This is a genomic window from Deinococcus radiophilus, assembly GCF_020889625.1.
Taxonomy (GTDB): Bacteria; Deinococcota; Deinococci; order Deinococcales; family Deinococcaceae; genus Deinococcus; species Deinococcus radiophilus.
Genome location: NZ_CP086380.1, coordinates 677,106 through 699,996, shown reverse-complemented (window position 1 = coordinate 699,996; position 22,891 = coordinate 677,106). Strand labels below are relative to the sequence as shown.

23 protein-coding genes are annotated in these 22,891 nt (G+C 64.0%); 15 read left to right on the top strand and 8 right to left on the bottom strand.

Going from position 1 to position 22,891, the window contains the following annotated elements; translation table 11 throughout:
* The first annotated feature begins 14 nt into the window (after window positions 1-14).
* The 5 genes from LMT64_RS03685 (at window position 15) to glmM (ending at window position 3,364) form a co-directional block, all read left to right on the top strand.
* Window positions 15-428, top strand: coding sequence for an Ohr family peroxiredoxin (locus LMT64_RS03685; RefSeq protein ID WP_170165983.1), 414 nt, complete (start codon window positions 15-17; stop codon window positions 426-428).
* Window positions 429-547: 119 nt separating this feature from the next.
* Window positions 548-964, top strand: coding sequence for an organic hydroperoxide resistance protein (locus LMT64_RS03680; protein ID WP_126352191.1), 417 nt, complete (start codon window positions 548-550; stop codon window positions 962-964).
* Between the two features lie 86 nt (window positions 965-1,050).
* A complete protein-coding gene (locus LMT64_RS03675) occupies window positions 1,051-1,299 on the top strand; it encodes a YgjV family protein (protein ID WP_126352192.1) in 249 nt (82 codons plus the stop codon).
* Window positions 1,296-1,907 (top strand): DNA-3-methyladenine glycosylase, encoded by a 612-nt coding sequence (locus LMT64_RS03670; protein ID WP_126352193.1) that lies wholly within the window; start codon window positions 1,296-1,298, stop codon window positions 1,905-1,907. Before LMT64_RS03675 ends, LMT64_RS03670 begins: the two co-directional genes overlap by 4 nt.
* Before the next feature lie 122 nt (window positions 1,908-2,029).
* Complete coding sequence (glmM, locus tag LMT64_RS03665; protein WP_126352194.1) at window positions 2,030-3,364, top strand: phosphoglucosamine mutase; 1,335 nt, start codon at window positions 2,030-2,032, stop codon at window positions 3,362-3,364.
* Between the two features lie 89 nt (window positions 3,365-3,453).
* Here glmM and LMT64_RS03660 read toward each other — a convergent pair whose 3' ends face one another.
* Both LMT64_RS03660 and LMT64_RS03655 read right to left on the bottom strand, forming a co-directional pair.
* Entirely contained in the window at window positions 3,454-3,639 is a 186-nt protein-coding gene (locus tag LMT64_RS03660; RefSeq protein WP_126352195.1) for a DinB family protein, read from the bottom strand.
* Window positions 3,640-3,645: 6 nt separating this feature from the next.
* Window positions 3,646-4,437: a YdcF family protein gene (locus tag LMT64_RS03655; RefSeq protein ID WP_170165984.1), complete on the bottom strand. Its 792-nt coding sequence runs from the start codon at window positions 4,435-4,437 to the stop codon at window positions 3,646-3,648.
* A 104-nt stretch (window positions 4,438-4,541) separates the two neighbouring features.
* On the opposite strand from LMT64_RS03655, the gene LMT64_RS03650 reads away from it, so the two are divergent.
* Window positions 4,542-5,384, top strand: a complete 843-nt coding sequence (locus LMT64_RS03650) for an SDR family oxidoreductase (RefSeq protein WP_126352197.1) — start codon at window positions 4,542-4,544, stop codon at window positions 5,382-5,384.
* A gap of 60 nt (window positions 5,385-5,444) precedes the next feature.
* On the opposite strand, the gene LMT64_RS03645 is transcribed toward LMT64_RS03650, so the two are convergent.
* The gene (locus LMT64_RS03645) at window positions 5,445-6,143 is read right to left on the bottom strand and encodes a hypothetical protein (protein ID WP_126352198.1); all 699 of its coding nucleotides are present in this window, start codon (window positions 6,141-6,143) and stop codon (window positions 5,445-5,447) included.
* A 103-nt stretch (window positions 6,144-6,246) separates the two neighbouring features.
* On the opposite strand from LMT64_RS03645, the gene recG reads away from it, so the two are divergent.
* Window positions 6,247-8,625 carry an ATP-dependent DNA helicase RecG gene (gene recG, locus LMT64_RS03640; protein WP_229253366.1) on the top strand — a complete coding sequence of 793 codons (2,379 nt, stop codon included), beginning with the start codon at window positions 6,247-6,249 and terminating at the stop codon, window positions 8,623-8,625.
* Here recG and LMT64_RS03635 read toward each other — a convergent pair.
* From LMT64_RS03635 to LMT64_RS03620, 4 genes are all read right to left on the bottom strand, one after another.
* Entirely contained in the window at window positions 8,622-9,140 is a 519-nt protein-coding gene (locus tag LMT64_RS03635; protein WP_126352200.1) for a hypothetical protein, read from the bottom strand. The two genes, recG and LMT64_RS03635, sit on opposite strands and share 4 nt — an antisense overlap.
* A 98-nt stretch (window positions 9,141-9,238) precedes the next feature.
* Window positions 9,239-10,039, bottom strand: coding sequence for a protein phosphatase 2C domain-containing protein (locus LMT64_RS03630; protein WP_126352201.1), 801 nt, complete (start codon window positions 10,037-10,039; stop codon window positions 9,239-9,241).
* A gap of 166 nt (window positions 10,040-10,205) precedes the next feature.
* Window positions 10,206-11,381 carry a Na+/H+ antiporter NhaC family protein gene (locus tag LMT64_RS03625; protein ID WP_211334183.1) on the bottom strand — a complete coding sequence of 392 codons (1,176 nt, stop codon included), beginning with the start codon at window positions 11,379-11,381 and terminating at the stop codon, window positions 10,206-10,208.
* Window positions 11,339-11,665: a hypothetical protein gene (locus LMT64_RS03620; protein WP_211334184.1), complete on the bottom strand. Its 327-nt coding sequence runs from the start codon at window positions 11,663-11,665 to the stop codon at window positions 11,339-11,341. The genes LMT64_RS03625 and LMT64_RS03620 overlap by 43 nt, the downstream gene beginning before the upstream one ends.
* A gap of 109 nt (window positions 11,666-11,774) precedes the next feature.
* Here LMT64_RS03620 and LMT64_RS03615 point away from each other — a divergent pair, with 109 nt between their 5' ends.
* The 7 genes from LMT64_RS03615 (at window position 11,775) to LMT64_RS03585 (ending at window position 21,330) form a co-directional block, all read left to right on the top strand.
* Window positions 11,775-12,818 (top strand): M23 family metallopeptidase, encoded by a 1,044-nt coding sequence (locus LMT64_RS03615; RefSeq protein WP_126352202.1) that lies wholly within the window; start codon window positions 11,775-11,777, stop codon window positions 12,816-12,818.
* Between the two features lie 92 nt (window positions 12,819-12,910).
* Window positions 12,911-13,942 carry a DNA topoisomerase IB gene (locus tag LMT64_RS03610; protein ID WP_126352203.1) on the top strand — a complete coding sequence of 344 codons (1,032 nt, stop codon included), beginning with the start codon at window positions 12,911-12,913 and terminating at the stop codon, window positions 13,940-13,942.
* Between the two features lie 9 nt (window positions 13,943-13,951).
* Entirely contained in the window at window positions 13,952-14,575 is a 624-nt protein-coding gene (gene aat / locus LMT64_RS03605; RefSeq protein ID WP_126352204.1) for a leucyl/phenylalanyl-tRNA--protein transferase, read from the top strand.
* A 91-nt stretch (window positions 14,576-14,666) separates the two neighbouring features.
* On the top strand, window positions 14,667-16,697 hold the full coding sequence (locus LMT64_RS03600) for a putative bifunctional diguanylate cyclase/phosphodiesterase (protein WP_126352205.1): 2,031 nt from the start codon (window positions 14,667-14,669) through the stop codon (window positions 16,695-16,697).
* A 59-nt stretch (window positions 16,698-16,756) separates the two neighbouring features.
* The gene (locus LMT64_RS03595) at window positions 16,757-17,428 is read left to right on the top strand and encodes a response regulator (RefSeq protein WP_126352206.1); all 672 of its coding nucleotides are present in this window, start codon (window positions 16,757-16,759) and stop codon (window positions 17,426-17,428) included.
* An 11-nt stretch (window positions 17,429-17,439) separates the two neighbouring features.
* Window positions 17,440-20,331: a GAF domain-containing protein gene (locus LMT64_RS03590; protein WP_229253365.1), complete on the top strand. Its 2,892-nt coding sequence runs from the start codon at window positions 17,440-17,442 to the stop codon at window positions 20,329-20,331.
* Between the two features lie 120 nt (window positions 20,332-20,451).
* Entirely contained in the window at window positions 20,452-21,330 is an 879-nt protein-coding gene (locus LMT64_RS03585; protein WP_126352207.1) for a phosphatase PAP2 family protein, read from the top strand.
* Window positions 21,331-21,399: 69 nt separating this feature from the next.
* Here the strand turns inward: LMT64_RS03585 and LMT64_RS14185 are convergent, their stop codons facing one another.
* Complete coding sequence (locus LMT64_RS14185; RefSeq protein WP_126352208.1) at window positions 21,400-22,389, bottom strand: DUF1517 domain-containing protein; 990 nt, start codon at window positions 22,387-22,389, stop codon at window positions 21,400-21,402.
* Window positions 22,390-22,476: 87 nt separating this feature from the next.
* Between LMT64_RS14185 and LMT64_RS03575 the strand changes: the two genes are divergently transcribed.
* Window positions 22,477-22,875, top strand: a complete 399-nt coding sequence (locus LMT64_RS03575) for a hypothetical protein (RefSeq protein WP_126352209.1) — start codon at window positions 22,477-22,479, stop codon at window positions 22,873-22,875.
* Window positions 22,876-22,891 lie beyond the last annotated feature (16 nt).

Below are 22,891 nucleotides of genomic sequence, written 5' to 3'. Positions count from 1 at the left end.
CTTACACTGTTGATATGCAAAAATTGTATACAGCTACGGCAACCGCTTACGGGGCAGCTGGCGAAAAGGTTTCTACTGATGATGGACGCCTGGACCTGCCGCTCAGCCTTCCCACTGAACTGGGCGGCGAAGGCAGCGACGGAACCAACCCTGAGCAGTTGCTGGCAGCGGGCTATTCCACTTGTTTTCAAGCAGCGATGGGCATCGTCAGCAAGCGGCTGGAAGTGAGCTTGTCACCCAATACCGAGGTGCAGACCCAGCTGGAACTCCATGAAAACGGGGATGCCTACGATTTCAAAATCACGATCACGGTCAAAAACAGCGACCTGAAAGGTGAGCAACTACAGCGTTTATTGGACGAAACCCTGAAGGTCTGCCCCATTACACGGGCCACCCAGAACGCTGAAATTCAGGTGTCTGGAGCTTAAAGTCCGCTTCCCTTCTTCATCCCGGCGCGCCCCTGACCAGAGAGGCGCGCTTGAGCTTATGGGCCGTTATGCGTGGAGGACCTGGGGGTCCAACTGCTCCGGCCGGTTACACTGGCTCTATGAGCAACAACTACGAAACTACGGTAAAAACCCAGGGCGCCCGTGGCGGCACCGTGAGCAGCGACGACGGACGCCTGAATCTGAACCTGAGCGTGCCCAAAGCAATAGGTGGCGATGATGGCCCTGGCACCAATCCTGAGCAGCTGTTTGCTGCGGGCTACGGGGCCTGCTTTCAAGGCGCGCTGGGTCTGGTGGCCCGCCAGCAAGGCCTGAAGCTGCCTGAAGACACCACGGTGACGGCTACCGTGGGCATGGCGAAGGACGATGTGTCCTTTAGCCTCAACGCAAAACTGGTCGGTCACTTTCCAGGCATGGATCACGCACAGGCACAGGCCCTGATGGAACAGACGCTGGAAGTTTGCCCCTACTCCCGCGCCACCAAGGGGAACATGGTCACAACCGTGAGCGTGGAGTAACTCTCATCAACGGGTTTTTGAGCGCCTGAGGGCGCTTTTCTTTGTCTGGTCAGACGCACCCTGCTGCCAGTGATTACACTTGGATGATGTTTGGAATTCCCGCTTCGGAATGGGTTGGGTATGCTGCCTCGGTGTTTGTAGGGACGTCTCTGCTGATGAGCGATATGTCCCGCCTCCGGATTATCAACCTGATCGGCTGTATCCTGTTCGCCATCTATGGTCTGTGGATCGGAGCGTATCCGGTGGCCATCATGAATATCTTTGGAGCTGGAGTGAACGTCTGGCATCTGCTGCGGTTGGCGCGAGAGCGGCGAGTCAACGCCCAAGCCAGATGACTCGACTCACGCCAACCTTCTTTGAGCGTGATCCGGTCGTGGTCGCCCGTGAGTTGCTGGGAGCCACCTTGGTTCATACCGACCGCTACGGTGAACGGATGACCGGACGCATCGTAGAAACCGAAGCCTACGACTGCCCGCGTGACCCGGCCTGCACCGCCGGGCGCTTCCACGCAGCCCGCAGCGCCGAGATGAGTATTGCGCCAGGGCAATGGCTGTTCTGGACTGCCCACGGCCACCCACTATTACAAGTCAGCTGCCGTGAAGAAGGCATCAGTGCCAGCGTGCTGATCCGCGCTCTGGAACCATTAGACGGTATAGACCAGATGCTGCTGCACCGCCCAGTCGTACGGGAACGTGACCTGACCAACGGTCCAGCCAAGTTGGTCTACGCCCTGGGCATTCAGCCCGAAGTGGTGGCCCACACATCGGTAGATCAGCCCATGCTGCATCTGCTTTGGGAGGGCACATTGCCGGATCAGGTGCAGACGACGGCCCGCATCGGTATCCGGGAGGGGCGCAATCTGCCCTGGCGCTTTGTGTTGAAGGGCAGCCCCTGGGTGTCCCCGGCCACGCCGAGCATGGAACTGGAACAAGCAAAAGGCTAAAAGACGCTGGAAAATGCACTTGTCTGTCTCAAAGTCACAGTGGCCTTCCCCAAATCCCCGGATGGCCTGCCATGTGCCATCCTCCTGCGCCCTGCTGCACTTAATGGCCTATCATGGCCCGCATGAGTGAACGCAAGTATTTCGGCACCGACGGAGTGCGCTCGGTGGCTGGACAGGCTCCACTGACGGCCGATTGGGTCATGAAACTGGGCGCTGCTGCCGGTGAGGTGCTCAAGCGCCAGGCCGGGGGCCGCGCCAGTGTGGTGATCGGTAAGGATACCCGCCAGAGCGGCGACATGCTCGAAGCTGCCTTGGCCGCTGGCTTGACCAGCCGGGGCGTAGGTGTAATTCACCTGGGTGTACTGCCCACGCCTGGCGTGAGCTACCTGACCCGCCGCCTGGATGCCACCGCTGGTGTGGTCATCAGCGCCTCGCACAACCCGGCGGCTGACAACGGCATCAAGTTCTTTGGGTTCGACGGCGAAAAGCTGCTGGACGCCACCGAGCTGGAAATCGAGGGGATGATTGATGAGGTGGGCAGCCTGCCGCCAATCACCGGAACCGACCTGGGCAGCGTGACCAACTACACTGAGGCCGAGCGTATCTACCTCAACTTCTTGCGGCAGTACGCGCCCGACCTGAGCGGCCTCAAGATCGCGCTGGACTGTGCGAACGGGGCTGCCTACCGCATCGCCCCGAAGGTCTTTCAGGCTGCCGGGGCCGACGTATTCGCCATCTACACCACGCCGGATGGCCGCAACATCAACCGGGGCTGCGGCAGCACCCACATGGATCACCTGCGCCTGATCGTGGCCGAGGGCGACTACGACCTGGGCATTGCCTTTGATGGGGACGCCGACCGTGCCCTGTTCGTGGACTCGCGCGGCAATGTCATTCACGGGGACCATATGTTGCTGCTGAACGCCCGCGCCCGCAAGGAAGAGTCTGTGGTGGCCACCATCATGACCAACATGGCGCTGGAAGTCAGGCTCCGCAGCGAAGGCATCGCGCTGGAGCGTACGGCCGTAGGTGACCGCTACGTGCACGAACGCCTGAAATCTAAGGGCCTGGACCTGGGCGGCGAGCAGAGCGGCCATGTGCTGTTTCTGGACGTTTCCCCTACCGGAGATGGCGTGCTGACGGCGCTGCTCACCCTCGCCAGTATGAAAACCCTGAACACCACCTTGGACGCTCTGCACGATGACCTGGTGATGTTCCCCCAGACCCTGATCAACGTGCCTGTAGCTGATAAAAAAGCCATTGCAGGCGACGGGCGCGTACAGGCTGCTGTAAGCGAAGCCGAAGCAGCGCTGTCGGGACGCGGACGCGTGAACCTGCGGCCCAGCGGCACCGAAAACCTGATCCGCGTGATGGTCGAAGGCCCCGACCACGCCGAGATCATGGACGTGGCCGAACGGCTGGCGGGCGTGGTCCGCGAACGCGGCAGCGCGGGCTGAAGCCTACCTGCTGTGCTTATTGAATTTCCCTCCCCCAGCGTGGAGGGTTTTTTATAAGCACGGACAAAATCCTTCAGTGCCCCTCGGCCTCAGCTTCTGCCCTGATTTGCCTGCGCTGCTGCATCTGGCGGTTGTCCTCGGCACTTGCGCCGCGCGGTATGGTGCTGTCTGCTTTCCGGCAACTGGGTCAGGGTCCGCTCCCCCACGTCACGCAGCGCCCGCATCCGCTGCCGGGCGTCGGTCAGATAATGTTCGCCTAGCGCTGCCTGGTGCATGCCGCATCATCGCAGCGCCCAGGCTTTGGCGCGTGACAGTACCTCATAAATCACCACATTGAGGCCCACCAGACGGTCATAAGCCGTCTCGCCGGACAGCGAAAAACGCCATTCCTCGGCGGGGACACTCAACACTTCGGCATCCAGTTGTGAGCGGAACAGGTCAGCGGCACGGGCCGAGTGAGAGGGACTAGTCACGAGGAGCACCCGCTGCCAGCCGTGCTGATCTTCCAGCTCTGCGGCCTGGCGGGCCTCATCGGCAGTATCGGTGACGTTCTGCAAGATGAGGAGTTCAGGTGGTGTATCGAACCAGTCATTCAATTGTTTGCTCAGCAGGTCATTCAGGCGTGGGCAGCCTGCCGGGGTCAGTGCGTCCGACTGAGCACTAAGGACCAGCGTATCCGCATATCCCGTCCGCCAGAGGTCCACACCCCGCGCCAGTCGGGCAGCACTGGCAACCTTGGGCGTGGCCTCGGCGCAGTTCAGGCCGCCGCCCAGCACGATGATCGCGTCAGCGGCTGCAGGAGCCTGGGCCTCAGTGAGTTGATCCAACGCCCACGAAACCAACGGCGTAAACAGAGCGGCTCCGTACAGCAGAGCCACGCTCCCCAGGAGGCCCCACAGCACCCGGCGGCCAGGGGACCAGAGCGTCAGTCCCAAACCCAGCAGCGCCAGCAACAACAGCAAGGGCAGGCCAAAGCCGCTGTAGCCCACCAGCGTCAATAGGCTGGCCAGCAATACGCCGATACCTAGACCAACTGTGGTGAGGCGCAGGGTCTGGAAGTCGGGAGAACGCATAGCGAGACACAGGATAACGGTGAGCGTGATCGAGTGGGCCCCTGCTGTCATAGAAGGCGGCTCTGTCAACCATCAACGTGCCACTGGCGCTTTATCCTGTTCCCATGACCGAACCGGCCCGCCGCCCGTCCGAAGGCCCCACCACGCTGATCACCGGAGCCACCGAAGGCATCGGCCTGGCCACTGCCGCCGAATTGGTACGCCGGGGCCAGCGTGTCCTGTTGCTGGGACGCAATCCTGAAAAACTGGCTGCCGCGCAGCAAGAAACCGGGGCCGCTGCCACCTACCGCGCCGACCTGAGCGAATTGCACCAGGTGGCCCAGGTCGCCAGCGAGATCCGGGACCAAGAAGGCCGGATTGACGTACTGATCAACAATGCTGGCGGTATCTTCGACCCTCGGCAGGAGACCCGTGAAGGGATTGAGATGACCTGGGCGCTGAACGTGCTCTCGCCCTTTTTACTGACGCGGGAGCTGCTGCCAGCGCTCCGCCAGTCAGACGACCCACGCATCATTACCCTGGCTTCGGACGCGCACCGCATGGCCCGGCTGGACCTGAGCGACCCCGAAATGAAACGGGGTTACAGCGCCTGGCCCGCCTACAACGCCTCCAAACTGGCGAACGTGCTGTTGGCCCGCGAACTGGCCCGCCGTGAGCGTTGGCTAGGCTCGGCAGCGGTGCATCCGGGAGTGGTCCGCACTGGATTCAACGCCAACAACGCCACCTTGCAGGCACGGCTGTGGGCGCTGGTGGACCTGGGAGCCATTTCACCGGAGGAAGGCGCTCAGACCAGCGTGTATCTGGCCAGTACCCCACAGACGCCTGTGAGCGGCACCTACTGGGCCAAGTCCAAACCGACCGACCCAGCCCCGATTGCCCTGGACGACGGTCTGGCACTCAGGCTCTGGGAGACGGCAGAGGATTATCTGCAGCGGCTGGGACTGTGAAGGGCCAGTGGCCCAACCGTTGATCAGCCCGTAACGTAGCCATCCTCAGACTCTTATCTGTTACGCCCGCTCCCACTCAATGACCTGACGGTGGCGGGCAAAATATACGAACTGCGACAGCAACAACAGCGAGTTGAACATCACCGCCGACAGCAAGCGGCCAGACAGGTCGTACAGCTTGCCCACTGTGTCGTATTGGTGCTGCGGCACTGTCACGATCACGTACCCAAGCGCCAGCAGCAGCACCACCAGCGTCACTGTCAGCGGGTACTTGTTGATTTCGTAAAAGGACCGCAGCGCCCCACCGCGCCGACCACGCACGCGCCCACTGGTCAGCTCAATGCGCTTGCCGTTCACGTCCAGCGCAATATTGACGCGGGTTCCAGCCCCAACTGTCAGGGCCGGATCCAGCAGCATCCGGGCGGTGATGGTTTCGGCCTGCTGCTGCACCTCGGTCAGCTGCTCACCGAAAATACGCACCGTGACCAGCCGCCGGTCATACGAGAGGTTCACCAGCGCCAGCACGGCGCGGGTACTTTGCGGCCAGCGGGCGAAGACCAGCGCTCCGCCGCGTACCTCTTCCCGGTCCTCCTGGCGGACCAGCTCAATGACCTCGGCAGCGTCGCGGCTGGCCGGATCGTCGGGCAGATATTCGAGGTACCAACCTGAAAAAATCTCGGCCCACAGCTCCAGGTCATTGGGATCATGACCGTGCTGGACCGCAAAGGTGCAGATGGACCGGAGAAAAGTCTGAGACATAAAAAGCACGCTGGCGGGCCCCGCCCTGCCAGGCCCGATTCTAACGGTCCTGCCGGGTGGCGGAGCACCTTCCGTGGCCGCCTGCTCTGCTAGCCTCTTTTGCGTGCCCACCGTCGCTGAACTCGCCGAACGCCTCAGTAAACCCCTGACCCTGGAACTGCGCTCCGGGTGTCGCAACCGGGTGGTGGCCGGTGGGCTGGAAGGGCTGCTGGCGGGGCCACTGGCGAACCCCTTTCCGCAGATCCGCGAACGGCTGGACGGCTACGCGGGCTGGAGCGAGCCTGAGCGCGAGCGGGCACTGAACGAAGCACTGGGAATGCTGGGAGAAAAGGCTGCGGGCAAAAAGCGGAAGGTGGAAAGCAAGAAGCGAAGCGCCGAGGGCCTGCAGCAAGCTCAGCCCCCGGCCGTCAAAACCGAAAGCCAGAGCCTGGCCCCTTCTCTGCCCATTGACACCCCGCTGGCCGAGCTAGACACCGGGCGCGGCGGCGAGCGCAAGCTGCGGCAGCTGGGGCTGATGCAGCTGCGCGACCTGTTGCACTACTATCCACACCGCCACGAGGACCGCCGGGCGCTGCCCTCGCTGATGAACGTGGACGAGGGCCAGAAAGTGACGGTGCAGGGCGTGGTGGTCAGCCGCTTCAAGCGCACCCCCAAACCGCGCATGACCATTTTGGAAGCCACCCTGGAAACCGAGGGCGGCAACCGGGTGAGGGCCAGCTGGTTCAATCAGCCCTGGCTGGAGCGGCAGCTGCGCGAAGGCCTCAAGGTGATCGTGACCGGGCGGGTGAAAAAATTCGGGCGCACCGCCCAGATTGCCGCCGAGCATCTGGAAACGGTAGACAGTGCCGCAGATAGCCTCAGCACCGGGCGCATCGTGGGCGTATACGACGCCAAAGAAGGCATCAGCCAGGACTTCTTGCGCCGGGCGGCGCACCGGGCACTGGCCGCGGCTCCGCTGGACGACTATCTGCCCGCTCACTGGCGGCGCGAGTATGGCCTGACCACGCTGGCCGATGCGCTCCAGGGCATCCATTTCCCAGTGGACGAGGCGCACCTCTCGCGGGCGATGGGCCGGCTGCGCTTTGACGAGTACCTGTTTCTGGAACTGCGAATGTTGCTCCAGGGCGAGGACGCCGTGTTGCAGGGCAAGCGCTTCGAGGCCCACCCGGAGGACATTGACCGTTTTGAGGCGGCGCTGCCGTTCCGCTTTACCGGGGCGCAGCGGCGGGTGCTGGGCGAGATTGTGGAGGAAATGCGCTCTGACCGTCAGATGGCGCGGCTGGTGCAGGGTGACGTGGGCTCCGGCAAGACGGCGGTGGCGGCCTGCGCCCTCTACCTGGCGGTGCGCGACGGCTACCAGGGGGCGCTGATGGCCCCCACCGAAATCCTGGCGCGGCAGCACTACACCAATCTGGTCAGTTATTTAGGGCCGTTGGACGTGCGGGTGGGCCTCTTGATCGGCGCGATGACGCCCAAGACCAAGCTGGCGATGCAGGAGCGGATTGCCCTGGGCGAGGTGGATATCGTGGTGGGCACCCAGGCCCTGATTCAGGAAAACGTGCAGTTCGACCACCTGGGCCTGGCCGTCATTGACGAGGAACACCGCTTCGGGGTGATGCAGCGGCGAAAACTTCTTGCCAGCCGACCCGACGTGCTGGTCATGTCGGCCACGCCTATTCCGCGCAGCCTGGCACTGACGGCCTACGGTGATCTGGAACTGAGCGTGATTGACGAGCTGCCACCGGGCCGCACGCCGGTAGAAACCAAACTGATTCAGGACGGTTACCGCGCCCAGGCCTACGGCTTTGTGATGGGGCAAATCCGCGAGGGGCGGCAGGCCTATGTGGTCACGGCCCTCATCGAAGAAAACGAGAACCTGGAGCTGCTGGCCGCCACCGACCTGGCCGAGAATCTGACCGAAATGCTGCCTGAAGCCCGGATCGGCATCCTGCACGGCAAGATGAGCGCCGCTGAAAAGGACGAGATCATGGGATCGTTCCGCGCCCACGAATTTGACTTGCTGGTCAGCACCACCGTGATCGAGGTGGGTGTGGACGTGCCCAACGCCAGCGTGATGGTGATCGAGAACGCCGAGCGCTTCGGCCTCAGTCAGCTGCACCAGCTGCGCGGGCGGGTGGGACGCGGCAGCGCCAAAAGCTACTGCGTGCTGATCTCCGGTGAAATGAGCAAGAAAACGGAGCAGCGCCTGCGAATCATCGAGGGCAGCACCGACGGCTTTGTGATCGCGGAGGCCGACCTCAAGCTGCGCGGCCCCGGCGAGATTCGCGGCACCCGGCAAAGCGGCATCCCGGATCTGCGCCTGGGTGACCTCGCGGGCGACGCCGAGGTGATCGAGCAGGCCCGCGCCCTGGCCAAGCACATCCTCAGCCACGATCCCCGGCTGGAACATCCCCGGCTGCAATACCTGAGAAGCGAGCTGCAAAACCGCAGCCAGAGCGTGGCGTTCCGGGAGGTGATTTAGGCGGGCTGCGCCGCCCGCTGACCCAGCCCGCCACTGTACCCCAGGAGGGCGAACCCGGCGGCCACCGCTCCCGCTGCTGGCCCCCACGCTACGCCCAGCAGGGCCAGGCCCATCCCTACCAGTGCAGCGGCCACCAGACTGGCGGCCACGTTCCGGAACACCGGCGTCCCGAACGCCTGGGCAAACGGGAAAAAGTGCAGGCCCACCACCAGAACGATCCACAGCACAACCAGTTCAGCGAAGTCATACATGTTCAGTAGCCTGGCCCCCAGCGGAAACGCCAGCAGCATCAGGCCCACGCTAACCATATAGGTGCGCCAACTGCGGGCATCCGGGCGCTGGCCTGAGGGCAGCGCCCCAGGCTGCCGCAGCCGCAGCAGGGTCCAGATGAACACCAGCACGCTCAGCCCCTGCAGCAGCCAGGGCCAGGGGTCCGGGAGGCCGCCTGCATTTACCAACACGAAAGTCAAGCCACCGATGGCCGCCACCAGGGCGCCTAGTATTTTTCCTGGCACGCCCCAGTCTGACACGCTGGAGTGAGGGGCATGGGGCGTGCCTTACGGGAATGTCTGCCGCTGCATGGCTCACGGCCTTTGGCCCAGGTAAATCCACCTCAGGCTGAGGGCTGCATGGCTGCGTGCGAGTTCTCCACCCGCCAGCCAACAACCGTGAAGCTGTCCCGGCCCTGGCCCTGCTGAACAGCCGCCAGCAAGTGGCGAACCCCTCCCTCCGCCGACTCGGCCTCATAGACTGTCGCCGCCAACTGCGCCGGGTCCTCAAAAGGACGTGTACCGAATTCCAGCACCCCATCGGTCAGCAGCACAATATCGTTTTGGCCGGGCCGCAACATAAAGCGTCCGCTGGAGTAGGCAGCACAGGCCTGAGCAAAGGTATTGACCTCGCCGATCCACTGAAAGAAGTGCCGCTGGGTCAGCGCATACTGGCCCAAGCCCATCAGGTCCGGGTGCAGCAGGTAGAGGGCACAGTCTCCTACTGAGAACCACCACAGGAAGTTGTCACGCTGCGCCACGCACAACAGCGCGGTTTCCCCACTCAAGTCCGCGCAGACCTGCTGAAAACTGGAACCACCCAACATCTTCAGCAGATGGGCTTCCAGGGCTGCGAAAGCTGGGGCAGCCGCCTGTTTCAGCAGCGCAGAGATGGCGTCAAATTCGCCTGCCAGCAGGTCCAGCACTGCCCGCGCACTCTGGGCTGAGCCGTGGGCGTCCAGCACGGCGGCGAAGGTCCAGCCCTCCTCGGCATTCTCCCAGAGCAGGGCCGCGTCTTCATTCTTATGGGCACCCGCCTCGGTGCAGCCGCCATACACGCCCAAGGCGGCGCGGTCCACCCGCTGCACAGTCACCCTATCCAGACTCGGCTGGACTGCTCCCAGCCACTCGCAGCGTTCGGTCATGGCTCCAAGATAGCGGCCAGGACACAGTCAGGCTCCATGCCCTCCAGCGAAACCATCGTCAAGCTCAGCAGGTAGCGGGACGCGCCGGGCCGCCGTTCGCCTTCTAGGGCCAGCACCTTGTCAGTCAGTTGCCCATACAGGTCCAGCAGCTCGGCGCGACCTTCCTTTACGTTGCGCCTGCCCCCTGCCCTTCATCCAGATACGTGCGCCGGTAGGCCTGCGCCTCCGCGGCGGTCAGGCGGGTGATGAAGGTACCGGTCATGCCGTACAGGATGCCGATCAGCGGCACGGTGTAGTTCAGCACGGCGTAGGGGGCATATTCCCAGGCCGACACGCCCAGCGCACCCAGCGCAAAGACCGCGCAGGTATTCCAGGGAACCAGCACGCTGGTCAGCGTGCCGCCGTCTTCCAGCGAGCGTGACAGGTTCTTGGTGGCCAGCCCCCGTTCCACAAAGCCGCGCACGTACATGCGGGCGGGGACCACCAGCGCCACATACTGCTCGGCGCAGGCCACGTTGATCAAAAGGGCCGACGAGACCGCAGCGGCGATCAGGCTGCCCGTGGTGCGGGCCGCCGCCAGGATGCGCTCCACGATGGCCCGCAACATGCCCGAATACTCCAGGATGCCCCCAAACGTCATCGCGATCAGGACCAGTGAAACGGTGTACATCATGCCCTGCAGGCCGCCGCGTGTGAACAGGCTGTCCAGCGCCTCATTGCCGCTTTCAAGGACGTAGCCGTTTTGCAGTGTGCCCAGCGCGTCGCTCAGGCTGACGCCCTGCACGAACACCTGACAGGCCAGCCCCGCCAGGGTCGCCAGCACCAGCGACGGAACGGCAGGCACGCGGCGCAGCACCAGGGCAATCAGCAGCAGCGGGACCAGCAGCAGCCAGGGCGACACCGTAAAGGCCTGCGCCACCCCAGCCTGGGTCGCGGCGATGTCGGCCAGGTCAGCAGTTCCACTGGCCGTGCGCCCCAGGTACAGGTACACGCCCAGTGCGATCAGCAGGCCCGGCAGGATGGTGTAGACCATGTGGCGGATGTGTTCAAACAGGTTGGTGTGCGTCAGGCCCGACGCAAGAATGGTGGTGTCGCTCAGCGGCGACATCTTGTCTCCGAAATACGCGCCGGAAATCACTGCGCCCGCAACCATCGGCAGCGGCATATTCAGCGCCGCGCCGATACCCATGCAGGCCACGCCCACCGTGCCCATCGTGGACCACGAACTGCCGATGGCCAGCGACACCACCGCGCACAGCAGGCAGCAGGCCACCAGAAAAAAACTGGGACTGACGATATTCAGGCCGAAATCATGGTGGCGACCACGCCGCCCCCGATCCATGACCCGATCAGCATCCCGATCAGCATGATGATGATGACAGCGGGCAGCGCGAGGCGAATGCCCCGGTACATCATTTCTTCGATGTCACCCCAGCGGTAGCCGTGCCGCCAGGCCACCAGCGCGGCGGCCACCGTGCCCAGCACCAGCAGCAGGTGGGCATCTACCCCCAGCACGATCACGCCCACGCCCATTGCCAGCATCATCAGAAGCAGTGGCAGCAGCGCCCACCCGAATCCGATAGGGCACCCTGCGCTCCCCAAGCCCTGCGTCTCATTTGTGGTCATGTCTTCACTCCCTGACAACTGTAAAGCTCAGGACCCTGGCAGAACGTGCCTTTACATCCCGACCAGAGCGGTCAGCCCGCCTTCATGCACGCCCGGTACACTGGCCCGCATGAACAAGCTTGCCCCCCTGCTGGCCCTCATGCTGTTTCCGTCGTCGCTGGCGGCCACCTATACCGTGGTCCGCGGGGATACGCTGTGGGGCATCGCCCAGCGAAGCGGAACCACCGTGGCCGACCTGCGCGCCGCCAATGGCCTAAATACAGATGCACTGGAAGTGGGTCAGGTGCTGCAACTGCCGGGCGCGGCAGCAACTCCAGCAGCAACGAGCGCCCCGACCGTCGCCAGCTTAAGCGGCGTGCAGGTGCAGACCCCGGCGCGGGTCAAGGAGGGTGACCCCTTCGTGCTGCGCCTGAGCGGGGACAATGCCAGTCGGGTGCGGGTCCGTTTCCCATCCGAGCTGAATGAAGACGTGCGCCGCCCCAATGAATGGCTGAGCCCCGTGCAAATCGGTGGGGCCTGGGTGGTGCTGGGCCGGGTGGTGCTGGGGCAAACGGCGCCGGTGCGCTACGAGCTGGAGTTGGACGGCGTGAGCGCAGGTGGGCAGTTCCCGGTGGGGCCACTCGGCCAGCCGGTGCAGAACCTCAACATGCCAGCTTCTATTGCCGCCGTGCTGCAAGACCCAGGCCGCGCCGCCGAAACCGCCGCCGTGGAAAAAGCTTACGAACTGCGCACCCCACCCGCCTGGACCGAGCCGTTCGCCCAGGCCATCGCGGGCGGGCGGCGCTCGTCGGGCTTCGGGCAGCCCCGGCGCGAGACGGCAGGCGCCAAGATCAATTACCACTACGGCATGGACTACTCGGCCCCCAAGGGCACCCGCGTACAGGCCGTGAACCTGGGCCGGGTCGTGCTGGCCGCCACCTATCCGGTGCGTGGCGGCCTGGTCGTGATTGACCACGGGGCCGGGCTGCTCAGCCTGTACTTTCACCTCTCCAAAATTGACGTCTCGGTGGGCCAAAGCGTGAGCCGGGGCCAGAAGGTCGGTGAAGTCGGGTCCACCGGCTACTCGACGGGGCCGCACCTGCACCTCGAAATGCGGCTGCGCGGCGAGGCGGTGGACCCGGCCCGCTGGGTGGATCAGCGGCTGCCGCAGTAATCGGAGCAGCGCGGCGGGGAGAGGCGAAGGATAAACGTTTTCCGCGCCCCCCTTGTCCATCCTGCGCCCCTGCGCCCCGTAGACTTTGACGCATGCCCAGCCGCACCGAAGCCCTGCAAGACGAATACCTGCGCCGCACCGGCAATGAACCGGGCAAGTTCCGTTATTTCTGGCCTGACGGAAAACGTTATACCGACAAAGCAGGCATCGCCCGCATCGCCGCGCTGGCGGTGCCGCCGGGCTATCAGGACGTCTACGTCTCCCCCGATGCCGACGCCGAGTTGCAGGCGTTTGGGCGTGATGCGGCGGGGCGGCTACAGTACCGTTACCACGCCGATTTCGTGCAGGGGCGGGCGCTGAAAAAGTGGCAGCGGCTCTCGCGTTTCGCAGGCACGCTGGCCGATCTGCGCTCCCTGACCACGGCAGACCTGCGCCGCGCCGAGCTGCCGCCGCGTAAAGTGCTGGCCCTGATGACCCGCCTGCTGCACATCGCCCACTTCCGGGTGGGCAGCGACACCTACGCGCGCGCCAACAAGACCTATGGCCTCAGCACTCTGCGCAAGCGCCACGTGAGCGTAGAAGGCAGCACCGTGACTTTCAATTTCAAGGGCAAACACGGCATTCAGCAGAGCAAGGCGGTGGTGGACCGGACCATTGCGGGCAACATCGAAAAGCTGCTGGAGTTGCCGGGCCAGCACCTGTTCCAGACGGTGGATGAGGGCACCAAGCGCCGCATCAAGGCGGCCGAGCTGAACGCCTACCTGCGCGAGCAGATCGGACCCTTTACCGCCAAGGACTTCCGGACCTGGGGCGGCACCCTGCTGGCCGCCGAATTCCTGGCGGAATACGGGGCGGTGGAGGGCGACAAGGCCACCAAAAAAGTGCTGCTGGAATGTGTCCGGACAGTGGCCGACGACCTGGGCAACACGCCCGCCGTGACCCGCGAGCATTACATCTGCCCGGTGATTTTTGACCGTTACCTGGAAGGCAAGGTGCTGGACGATTATGAGCCGCGTGCCGGGCGCGTGCCCGCCGCCCTTGAGGGCCTGACCCGCTCCGAGCAGGCCCTGGGGCGGATGCTGGATTCCGAGCAGAGCGTCCGCGCCCGTCGCCGCAGGGCGTAGGCTGCTGAAATGCCTACCGCGCTGACGTTCTTAAATCACCCCGACGCCGTCGTCTCGGCGGTGGCGGCAGGCTACGCCCAGGGCGGCTTTCTGATGGATATGGATGCTGGGCCGCAGTGGTACACGGTGGATACTCGTGCGCTGGTTCCACTGACCGAGGCTGAGGGCCTGCACGTGCCCCGGCGGCTGCGCCGCCAGCTGGGGCGCTTTGAGGTCAGGCGCAATTCGGCTTACTTGGACGTGCTGGACGGCTGCCGGGGCCGCTTGCCAGGGAGTCCCCAACGTGAGGACGGCGAGTGGATCAGCGACGCGATGGTGGAAGTGTATGAGCAGCTACACCTGGCGGGCCTGAGTCATTCTTTCGAGGTGTGGCAGAATGGGCAGCTGGCCGGAGGCGTAATGGGCATTGCGCTGGGCGGAGTCTTTTTTGCCGAAAGCAAGTTTCACCGTGTCACCGACGCCTCCAAGGTGGCGCTTGTCCGGCTGGCAGAACACCTGCACGCTCAGGGCTTCACCGTGCTGGACGCTCAGATTCAGAACGACCATATCGCCCGGCTGGGCGTATATGAGATCCGCGCGGAGGAATTCTCGGCACTGATGCCTACCGCGCTGGCCATTGACGCTGAATTTTGATTCTCGACGACTATCAGCCGACAACTCAGGATAGGTCTTCATTCTTCACTGTCATCATTCGGTGAGGTGTGCCCACTTAGGGTGAACTCTGATGTCAGTGCTGCCCCCTGCCGAAGACATACTGTCTACCACTCTGGAAGCTGAAGGGCCGGAGTGGCAATCCGGCTGGATCACATCGCTGACTCAGGGCAGCCTGACCATTCTCGCTGCCACCGTGAGCATTTGGTTTCTGGAAACGGGTGATGCCTGGGATGTCACGTATGACCGCGCACTCAACCTGATCATGATCGCTGGGCTGGTGCTTACCATTTTGATGACCCAAACCGATTGGCGGCAGAAACAGAACATCATCGAATTGTTCTTACGTGGGTCGGTGGTGTGGCTGTTGGTGCAACTGGGGCTACTGCTGTTCACCCTGCAACCGATACAGACGGTGCAGCGCGAACTGACCGAAACGCTGATCTGGTTCCCAACCGTCTTAGTCTGGACACTTCTTGCCACCGGCAGCCTGCGTAGCCTTCAACCTGTGCTGTACGCCACCCTGATTGGCCTGATGGTTGTCATGGTACTAGGAGGCAGTTACTGGACCTACCATCTGGGCTGGAACAACAGCCTGGTCGCCAATCTGCTGCAACTCCTGATTTCATCCCTCACGGCTTTTCTCATGTTGCGCTTCTCACTACAGCGCCTAGAGCGGCTGAAGTTCGCCCAGGGTGAGCGGCAAGCGCTCGCAGCGCTCGCCTACCGTGACCTCCTGACCGAGTTGCCCAACCGCCTGGCCCTGGAACGCGAATTATCGGACATGACCCGGCCTGGAGCCACGCCCTTTTCTCTGCTGGTGATTGACGTGGATTCCTTCAAGGTCATCAATGACACGCTGGGCCACGCGGCAGGTGATCAGGTACTGCGTGGGGTGGCGCAAGCACTGATGCGCGGCGAGCAGCGGGGAGCGCGCGCTTTCCGGATCAGCGGCGACGAATTCGTGGTGCTGGCCCCAGGCTTCGGCACCGAGCATGCTGAAGCCCTGGCCCGCAGCTTTCAGCGCGACCTGACCGAGCATCCCGATCAGGATGTAGGTGTGCGGGTGGGCCTGAGCGTGGGCATCAGCCGCTTTCCGGACGACGGCCAGACGCCACAGGCCTTGCTGCGGCACGCCGACAGCGCCATGTATTCGGTCAAGCGCAGTGGCCGGGGGCGCGTGAAGGCTTACCGCGAAGATCAGGACCTGCAGACCGAGCGTTTCCAGCAGTTGGCCCGCGTCCTGGGTCAGAGCCGCCAACCGGGCGAAGAAGGCTTTTATCTGAAGTATCAGCCCATCTTCAACCTGCTGACTGGGAAAATCGCCAAAGTGGAAGCCCTACTGCGCTGGCAGCACGCCGAAATGGGCCTCATAGTGCCCCAGGAGTTCATCCGTGTGGCCGAGCAAACGGGTCAGCTCCCGCACCTGGGGCTGTGGGCACTTGAGCGGGCCTGCCGCGAGGCACTCGCCTGGCCCATTACCCTCAGTGTGAATGTCAGCGCCACCCAACTGTGCCAGCCGGACTTTGCGGTAGATGTGGCCAGTATATTGAGCCGTACAGGTTTTCCTTCCGAACGCCTGGAGCTGGAATTGACCGAAACCGCCCAGCTGTACGAAAACGACCGCGTACAGGTCAACTTGTCTGAACTGTGTAGCCAGGGTGTGAGCCTGAGCATCGACGATTTCGGAGCTGGCTACTCGAATCTGGCGCGGCTGCGGTCCATGCAGCTGACCGGTATCAAGCTGGACCGCTCGCTGATTCAGGATCTACCCGCCGAGGACGAGTTCTCGCATCTGGTGTCCGAGGCGGTGCTGGACCTGAGTTACCTGTACAGCCTGGACCTGACTGCTGAGGGCCTGGAAACCCAAGAGCATGTGGACGCCGTGTGCGCCATGGGCTTTGAGCTGGGGCAAGGGTTTGCCCTCAGCCGCCCCCTGTCGGCTGAAGCCCTCACCGACCAGCTGCGAGCAAATGCCGCAACCCAACCCAGAAACTTATGTGCGGGCAACTTTGGAGCTGACACAGCATCCGAGCCGCTGCCAGCCCCTCTCCGGGCCGTGATCTCTAGGGGCGCTGCATCACGCCTGCCAGAAAAGCGCTGACAAGTACGCCTCTTTTTCTGAGGCACTGCCCCGGATAACCCACAGCGTAAACTAAGCAAATGTCCGCTGTTTCCCCCCGGCCCATCACACTGCTGCTGGCCGACGATCATCCCGTGGTCCGCAAAGGCACCCGTGAACTGCTGGAAGCCGAACCCGGTCTGCAGGTGCTGGGCGAAGCAGGCAGCGGCACCGAGGCCGTGGCCCTGGCCGCCACACTGTCCCCCGACCTGATTGTGATGGACCTGTCCATGCCGGATATGACGGGTGTAGAAGCCACCCGGCAGATCAAAGCCGCGCAGGGCCGAGTCTCCGTGCTGGTCCTGAGCAGCTACGACGATGACGCATATGTCTTCGCTGCACTAGAAGCTGGAGCCGCCGGCTACCTGCTCAAGGAAGCCTCTGAGGAAGAACTGATCCGGGCGGTGCGGGCTGTGGCTGCTGGAGAAAGCGTACTGGCCCCCAGCATTGCCCGGCGGGTGATGGCCCGCTTTAGTGCCGATGCCCCCGCCGAAATGGACCTCACCGAAGACCTCAGCCCGCGTGAACTGGAAGTGCTGCGGGCCGCTGCAGCGGGTGGCAGTAACAAGGAGATTGCTCGCACCCTGGGCATCTCGCCACGCACGGTCCAGGTGCACTTGGGCAACGTCTTTTCCAAGCTGAATGTTGGCAGCCGAACCGAGGCTGTCCTGGCCGGCATCCGGCGCGGCTGGATTGACCCGCAGGGGCTGTAGGGGCCTCGGTCTTGACACAGGCCTTACCACCAGACCTCCTCTCCCAGACCTCGGCCAATGAATTTGCGGGGGTGCTGGCAGCATGGGCCTGCGAATGGGCTGCCGCGCATGGTGCTGGGGTGTGGACCGAAGGCCCCGCGGGGCTGGAACGCCGCGCCGAGCTAGGTCACGGCCTGACCCTCTCCAGTCAGCAACAGGTGCGCCGCACCCTGAGCGAACCACAACATGAGGGGCTGGTCTGCACCCTACCGTTCGGGCAACGGCCCTACGCGTTCGGCGTCTTGGAGATCGTGGCGGGCAGAGAGGGTCTGGCACAGGAGTGGCCCGCTCTGGCACAGACACTGGGACTGGCCCTGGAAGCGGCCCTGGCCCGCGAACAGCAGGCGGGCCAGGGCCGGGTGGCCGCAGCGGTAGACCTGCTGGTCCGGCGCATGGACGGCAGTCTGGAACATGGTCAGATTCTGGCGGCTGTAGCAGAGGTGGCGGCGCAGGCCCTGGGTTTCGGGCGAGCGTTCGCTGGCTTGCTGACTCCGTCCCCAGCGGCCACAGAGCCAGGCCAACTGAACCGGGGGCACCTGAGCGAAATCTGGAGCACGGGCTTTGTAGGCAGCGGTCCGCAGCACATGGGCGTGGGTCCAGTGTCCTACGCTGCTCTGATGGAGCGCGGCGAGGTCATCACCTACCGCGCCACCCACGACGAAGGCACGCCGCTGGGCCGGGGGCTGTCGGACCTGGCCCCGCAGGTGGCATTGATCGCGCCTCTGCGGGTGCGCGGCCAACCACTGGGCGTGCTGTACGCCGACTCGGACCGTCCCGAAGCGCTGAGGAATGGTGACGCGGCCCTTTTGCTGGAACTGGCCGAGCAGGCCGGATTGGCCCTGGGCAGTGCTCACCGCTTTGCCGAAGCCACCCGCCAGCAACGCAGCGAAAGCGTCCTACGTGAATTGGGACAGGCCCTTTCAGGCAAACTGCACCTGGCCGATACGCTGGCCGAATTGCTCCAGCGCTGCGCAGCGCTACTGGGTGCGGATGCCGCCGCGCTGTATACCGCTGACCCAGGCGGGCGAACCCTCAGTATTCACTCGGCGCTGAATCTGCCGAGTGACTGGGTCTTGCGGGTGCGGGTGCGGCCCGGCAGCGGTGTCACGGGCCGCGCCTTTGCCGAGGGTCAGCGGTGCGAGTGCCACGACTTTCCAGCTTCAGGTATGCCCGCTGCCAGTCGGCATACCCGCGCGCTGCTGGCCGCGGGAACCTATCCTTTTCGCGGTGTGCTGGGCCTTCCGCTGACCACCCGCCAAGGTCCATTTGGTGTGTTGACGCTGTATTTCACGGCACCGCTGACCCTGGACAGTGCCGACCTCCAACTGGCTGATGCACTGGCGGTACAAGGCGGACTGGCGATAGACAACGCCCTGCTGTTCGGTGAAGGCCAGGAGCGGGAACGCGAGGCTGGAGCACTGCTGGGCATTTCGGGGCGGCTAGAACACGGCCTGACCCGCCACGATCTGACCCAGGTGCTCCGCATGATGGTCGAAACACTGGGAGCTGGGCGCGGCCTGCTGCACATAGCGGGCACAGCCACCGTCGGCGTGGGCTTTCCCTCTGCCCTGCCAGATGAGTTGGACACCCTGACCGGTCAGTTGGGCCGGGGCCCCCGCCCGCTGCCGCCCCGCTGGGTGATGGCCGGGGCCGGCAGTGCCTTGCTGGCTCCGTTGCGTCACGGTGCAGACGTGCTGGGCTGGCTGTATGCCGATGATCCGGGAACAGACCCTCCACCTCAGGCCACCTTGCGACTCTCCCGACGGCTGTGCGAACACCTGGCCGACCGTCTCAGCCGCCAGCAGTTGGCTGTAGCGCTGGCCCGCTCGGAGGCGAGCTACCGTCAGCTGGCCGAAAGCAGCCACGACGCGATCCTGACCACCGACCCGCTGGGCCGGATCCTGTATGCCAACCCCGCGGCCCGCACCCTTTTGACCGGAGAACGGGGCGGAACCCTTCCGCCAGACGCTTCACTGCTCACCTGGGCTGCCGATGCCGATCAGCAAGCACTCTGGCAGGGATTGGCCGCTCAGGTCCGTGGACCGGCAGGCAGCAAATCTCCCATTCGCACCGAGGTTACGGTAGGTGAGCAGCGCCTGGAAGTGCAACTGGGGCTGCTCTCTGGGGGCACGGGCGGTCTGCTGATCATGGCCCGTGACCTCAGCGAGCACTACCGCCTGCTGGGGCAGATCAGCCAGCGCGGGCAGGAGCTGGAAGCGGTGGCCCTGCGGCGCGACGAGCTGCGGACCTTTCTCAGCCTATATACCCAGGCCCAGGAAGAAGAGCGCCGCCGTATTTCCCGCGAGCTGCACGATGAGACAGCGCAGCTGCTGGTGGCCGCCCGCCGTAAGCTGCTGCGTCTGGAGAAACAGGCTCCTCAGGCCGCACCGGATATCACAGCTCTGGCCGATGAACTGAGCGAGATTGCGGCCGGTGTACGCCGCTTTGCCCGGCACCTGCGGCCCAGTGTGCTGGATGACCTGGGCTTGCTGCCAGCACTGGAATGGCTCTGTGCCCAGGCGCGGACTCCAGCGCGACTGGAGGTCAGTGGCGACGAAATCCGCCTGAGCTCGGTGCAGGAAGTCACCCTTTTCCGACTGGTGGGCGAGGCACTCACCAATGTGGACAAGCACGCTGGGGCAGCGTCGGCGGCAGTGCGAGTGACTTTTTCGGCCCAGGGCATCCACACCACGGTCAGTGACGACGGCCAGGGCTTTGACCCCGCTGCAGCGCAGGCCCTGTCCGCTCAGGGGCATCTGGGCCTGCTGGGCCTGCGCGAACGTGCCGCACTGGCTGGCGGCACGCTGGAAGTAGAGAGCCTGGCTGGCTATGGCACCCAGGTCCGTATCTGGCTCCCGCTGTAAGGGACACAGAAAACCAGAGGAGTGACAGTCTGTGATCCCTCCTGCTGAAGCCTTCCTGAACTGACAAAGCTGATGTGTATTGCGGCTCTGGGCGGCGCCACCTCAGGCTAAACTGCCCCCATGACCGTGGACGCCACGACATTTACCCCCCTCGCCACCGAACCGCTCTGGCTGGCCATCACCAATCTGGGCCGCGACGAGGTCTTTATCGCCGTACTGACCCTCTATACCTGGCTGGTGAACCCGCAGCGGGCGCGGCAGCTGGGCATCGTGTTCGCGCTGTCCTACCTGGTCAACAGCGCCCTGAAATACGGGTTTGATGTGGCGCGGCCTTTCGCGGCTGCTGGGCAGGCCAGCACAGCAGCCCAAGCGACAGCGGGCGGCCCCAGCTTTCCCAGTGGCCACGCTCAGATGAGCAGCACCCTCTGGGCGGGCATGGCGGCCCAGCTGCGCCATCCCTACTTCTGGGGGGTGGCTGTCCTTATGCTAGGGCTGATCGCCTACTCACGTCTGGCACTGGGAGTCCACTATCCCGCCGACGTGCTGGTCGGACTGGTTCTGGGTCTGGGCTTTGCCGCACTGGCTGGGACCCAGCGCTGGCATCTTCCGGCAGATCAGGTCTGGCGCTGGGGCGTGCCAGCGGCACTGCTGCTGGCCAGCCTGCTGCTCCCCAACTGGACTCCCCGTGAGCTGCCCGCCAGCCTGGGTATCCTGGCTGGCTTCTGGGCCCTGCGCCTGAACTACACTCCGCCGCGTGACTGGGCGGGACGGTTGGCGGTGGCGCTCATCGGACTGGCCCTGGTGCTGGGCCTGTACCTTGCGCTGTCCTTGCTGTTGCCCGCCAGCCTGAAAGCCCTGAGTGGCATGACCGCCCTACGCTACGCCGTGCTGGTCCTGTTCGCAGGTGGCGCGGTGCCCAAACTGCTCCGCCGCTGGCTGCCCGAGCGCCAAGCTATGCCCCACCCTCACCCTGAGCCTTTGCCAGCCACGACACACTAAGTCCCGAATTCAAAAGACCAGAAGAGCGAGATTGCTGTTCTGGTCCTTGTTTACATCTGGGGTATGGTCTCAGATCTTACTCAGTTCACCATATTTCATGATGGTTTCGTCTTCGCTGAGGAATTCACCCTCGGCATCGGGACTCCAGATCACTTCGCCGCGAATCAGGTTGCGGCCCGATACGCCGCTGATCCCTTGCAAGACAGCTTCCAGCTCACGGGCGTTGGGCATTTCAGTCTGACCCAGCTCCGGGAAAGCGTGGGCCGCCACAGCGATGGTCACGACCAAATAGAGATCACCTGGCTCGCGTTCATAGGTGTAACCGGTGTCCTGCCGGAAAGCTGAGCTGTCCAGATTGTCCTGATAGTGGCTGGTGGTCTGCTGAGTAAAGGCCGCGCGGGCCTGCGTGGCCCAGGCGCCCACCTGTCCCTCAATCTCACGGGGACCACCCCCGGCCACGGCCACCCGGCCATAGGTCCAGCGGGCACGCTGGCGCAACACGACCAGCGCCGCTTCTTGAATCATGCGGGCCAGGCCCTCGTCGCTATCGGGGTCGCCGCGCCGCGCTACATCTTGCAGGGCCGCCTTGACTTCATCGCCGTGGGTCAGCGCCACCTGCACCAACACGGCGCGCGCACCTATATCTTCCATCCCACCACTCGAGAGGCCACGTGCACCGCCACCGCGCATGGCCCGCTGCATTGACCCCATCACCATCATCATGACCATGCCGAACATCACCAGACCGATGATGCTGCCGCCACCGCCACCGCCACCGATAATGACCGGGCCGCCCATCGGGACAGGGAAAAAGCCACCACCGCCGGAGTACCCTCCACCCGAATAGCCACCGCCTGAGTAACCACCCCCGGAGAAGCCACCGCCACCTCCGCCAGAGAAACCGCCGCTGCTGCTCCCACCGAAGCCGCCGCCCGATTGGGCCTGCGCGGACGACCAACCCGTGTCTAGCGCGGCGGGCATCAGGCCCAGCAGGGCGCTGAGTGACAGCACCACCAGACCTCTGCCAAATTGCTGTGTTCTTTGCGCCTTGCGTGCCATATGCTGCCCAGTTTACGGACTTTGTCCGCCCGGCACCCAGGAAAACAAGCACACATAAAGGCAGTCAGCCCGGCTATGCTGACCCACATGACCGATCATTCCGACAGCGCCGAACATCTGGTTTTGACCGCCTCTGCCTGGCAAGACTGGCTGGATTCGCTGTGCGACCTGCCAGACGGCCCCGCTGCGCTGTCCCCAGAGGACCGCCCCAAGGAAGCGCAGCCGCTGGACGCTTACGGCCTAAGTGCCTACGCCGAAGCACTGCTCAGCGCCGAGGTGGACGGCGAACTGTGGGATACCTACGGCGATCTGGAACTGGAAGGGGCCCAGGATGAGGAAAGTGCATGGCGTGAGATCAAAGCTTTTTACGCTGACCGGGGCTACGCCCTCGTGACAGTGCAGGGTACCGAAGAACCTGAAGAGTGGATTTTGGCTCCTGAACTGGTCAGCCGCCTGAAACTGCGTGAATTTACTCAGGGCCGCTAGAACCAAGTCCACCCAA

What these genes read in the sequence shown, in the direction of transcription:
- aat (WP_126352204.1), top strand. Translation starts at nt 13,952, where the DNA reads ATGCCTACCGCGCTGACGTTCTTAAATCACCCCGACGCCGTCGTCTCG.
- LMT64_RS03595 (WP_126352206.1), top strand. Translation starts at nt 16,757, where the DNA reads ATGTCCGCTGTTTCCCCCCGGCCCATCACACTGCTGCTGGCCGACGAT.
- LMT64_RS03655 (WP_170165984.1), bottom strand. Translation starts at nt 4,437, where the DNA reads ATGCGTTCTCCCGACTTCCAGACCCTGCGCCTCACCACAGTTGGTCTA.
- LMT64_RS03575 (WP_126352209.1), top strand. Translation starts at nt 22,477, where the DNA reads ATGACCGATCATTCCGACAGCGCCGAACATCTGGTTTTGACCGCCTCT.
- LMT64_RS03615 (WP_126352202.1), top strand. Translation starts at nt 11,775, where the DNA reads ATGAACAAGCTTGCCCCCCTGCTGGCCCTCATGCTGTTTCCGTCGTCG.
- LMT64_RS03685 (WP_170165983.1), top strand. Translation starts at nt 15, where the DNA reads ATGCAAAAATTGTATACAGCTACGGCAACCGCTTACGGGGCAGCTGGC.
- LMT64_RS03625 (WP_211334183.1), bottom strand. Translation starts at nt 11,381, where the DNA reads ATGGATCGGGGGCGGCGTGGTCGCCACCATGATTTCGGCCTGAATATC.
- LMT64_RS03650 (WP_126352197.1), top strand. Translation starts at nt 4,542, where the DNA reads ATGACCGAACCGGCCCGCCGCCCGTCCGAAGGCCCCACCACGCTGATC.
- LMT64_RS03610 (WP_126352203.1), top strand. Translation starts at nt 12,911, where the DNA reads ATGCCCAGCCGCACCGAAGCCCTGCAAGACGAATACCTGCGCCGCACC.
- LMT64_RS03670 (WP_126352193.1), top strand. Translation starts at nt 1,296, where the DNA reads ATGACTCGACTCACGCCAACCTTCTTTGAGCGTGATCCGGTCGTGGTC.
- glmM (WP_126352194.1), top strand. Translation starts at nt 2,030, where the DNA reads ATGAGTGAACGCAAGTATTTCGGCACCGACGGAGTGCGCTCGGTGGCT.
- LMT64_RS03630 (WP_126352201.1), bottom strand. Translation starts at nt 10,039, where the DNA reads ATGACCGAACGCTGCGAGTGGCTGGGAGCAGTCCAGCCGAGTCTGGAT.
- LMT64_RS14185 (WP_126352208.1), bottom strand. Translation starts at nt 22,389, where the DNA reads ATGGCACGCAAGGCGCAAAGAACACAGCAATTTGGCAGAGGTCTGGTG.
- LMT64_RS03585 (WP_126352207.1), top strand. Translation starts at nt 20,452, where the DNA reads ATGACCGTGGACGCCACGACATTTACCCCCCTCGCCACCGAACCGCTC.
- LMT64_RS03600 (WP_126352205.1), top strand. Translation starts at nt 14,667, where the DNA reads ATGTCAGTGCTGCCCCCTGCCGAAGACATACTGTCTACCACTCTGGAA.
- LMT64_RS03680 (WP_126352191.1), top strand. Translation starts at nt 548, where the DNA reads ATGAGCAACAACTACGAAACTACGGTAAAAACCCAGGGCGCCCGTGGC.
- LMT64_RS03645 (WP_126352198.1), bottom strand. Translation starts at nt 6,143, where the DNA reads ATGTCTCAGACTTTTCTCCGGTCCATCTGCACCTTTGCGGTCCAGCAC.
- LMT64_RS03660 (WP_126352195.1), bottom strand. Translation starts at nt 3,639, where the DNA reads ATGCACCAGGCAGCGCTAGGCGAACATTATCTGACCGACGCCCGGCAG.
- LMT64_RS03620 (WP_211334184.1), bottom strand. Translation starts at nt 11,665, where the DNA reads ATGACCACAAATGAGACGCAGGGCTTGGGGAGCGCAGGGTGCCCTATC.
- LMT64_RS03675 (WP_126352192.1), top strand. Translation starts at nt 1,051, where the DNA reads ATGTTTGGAATTCCCGCTTCGGAATGGGTTGGGTATGCTGCCTCGGTG.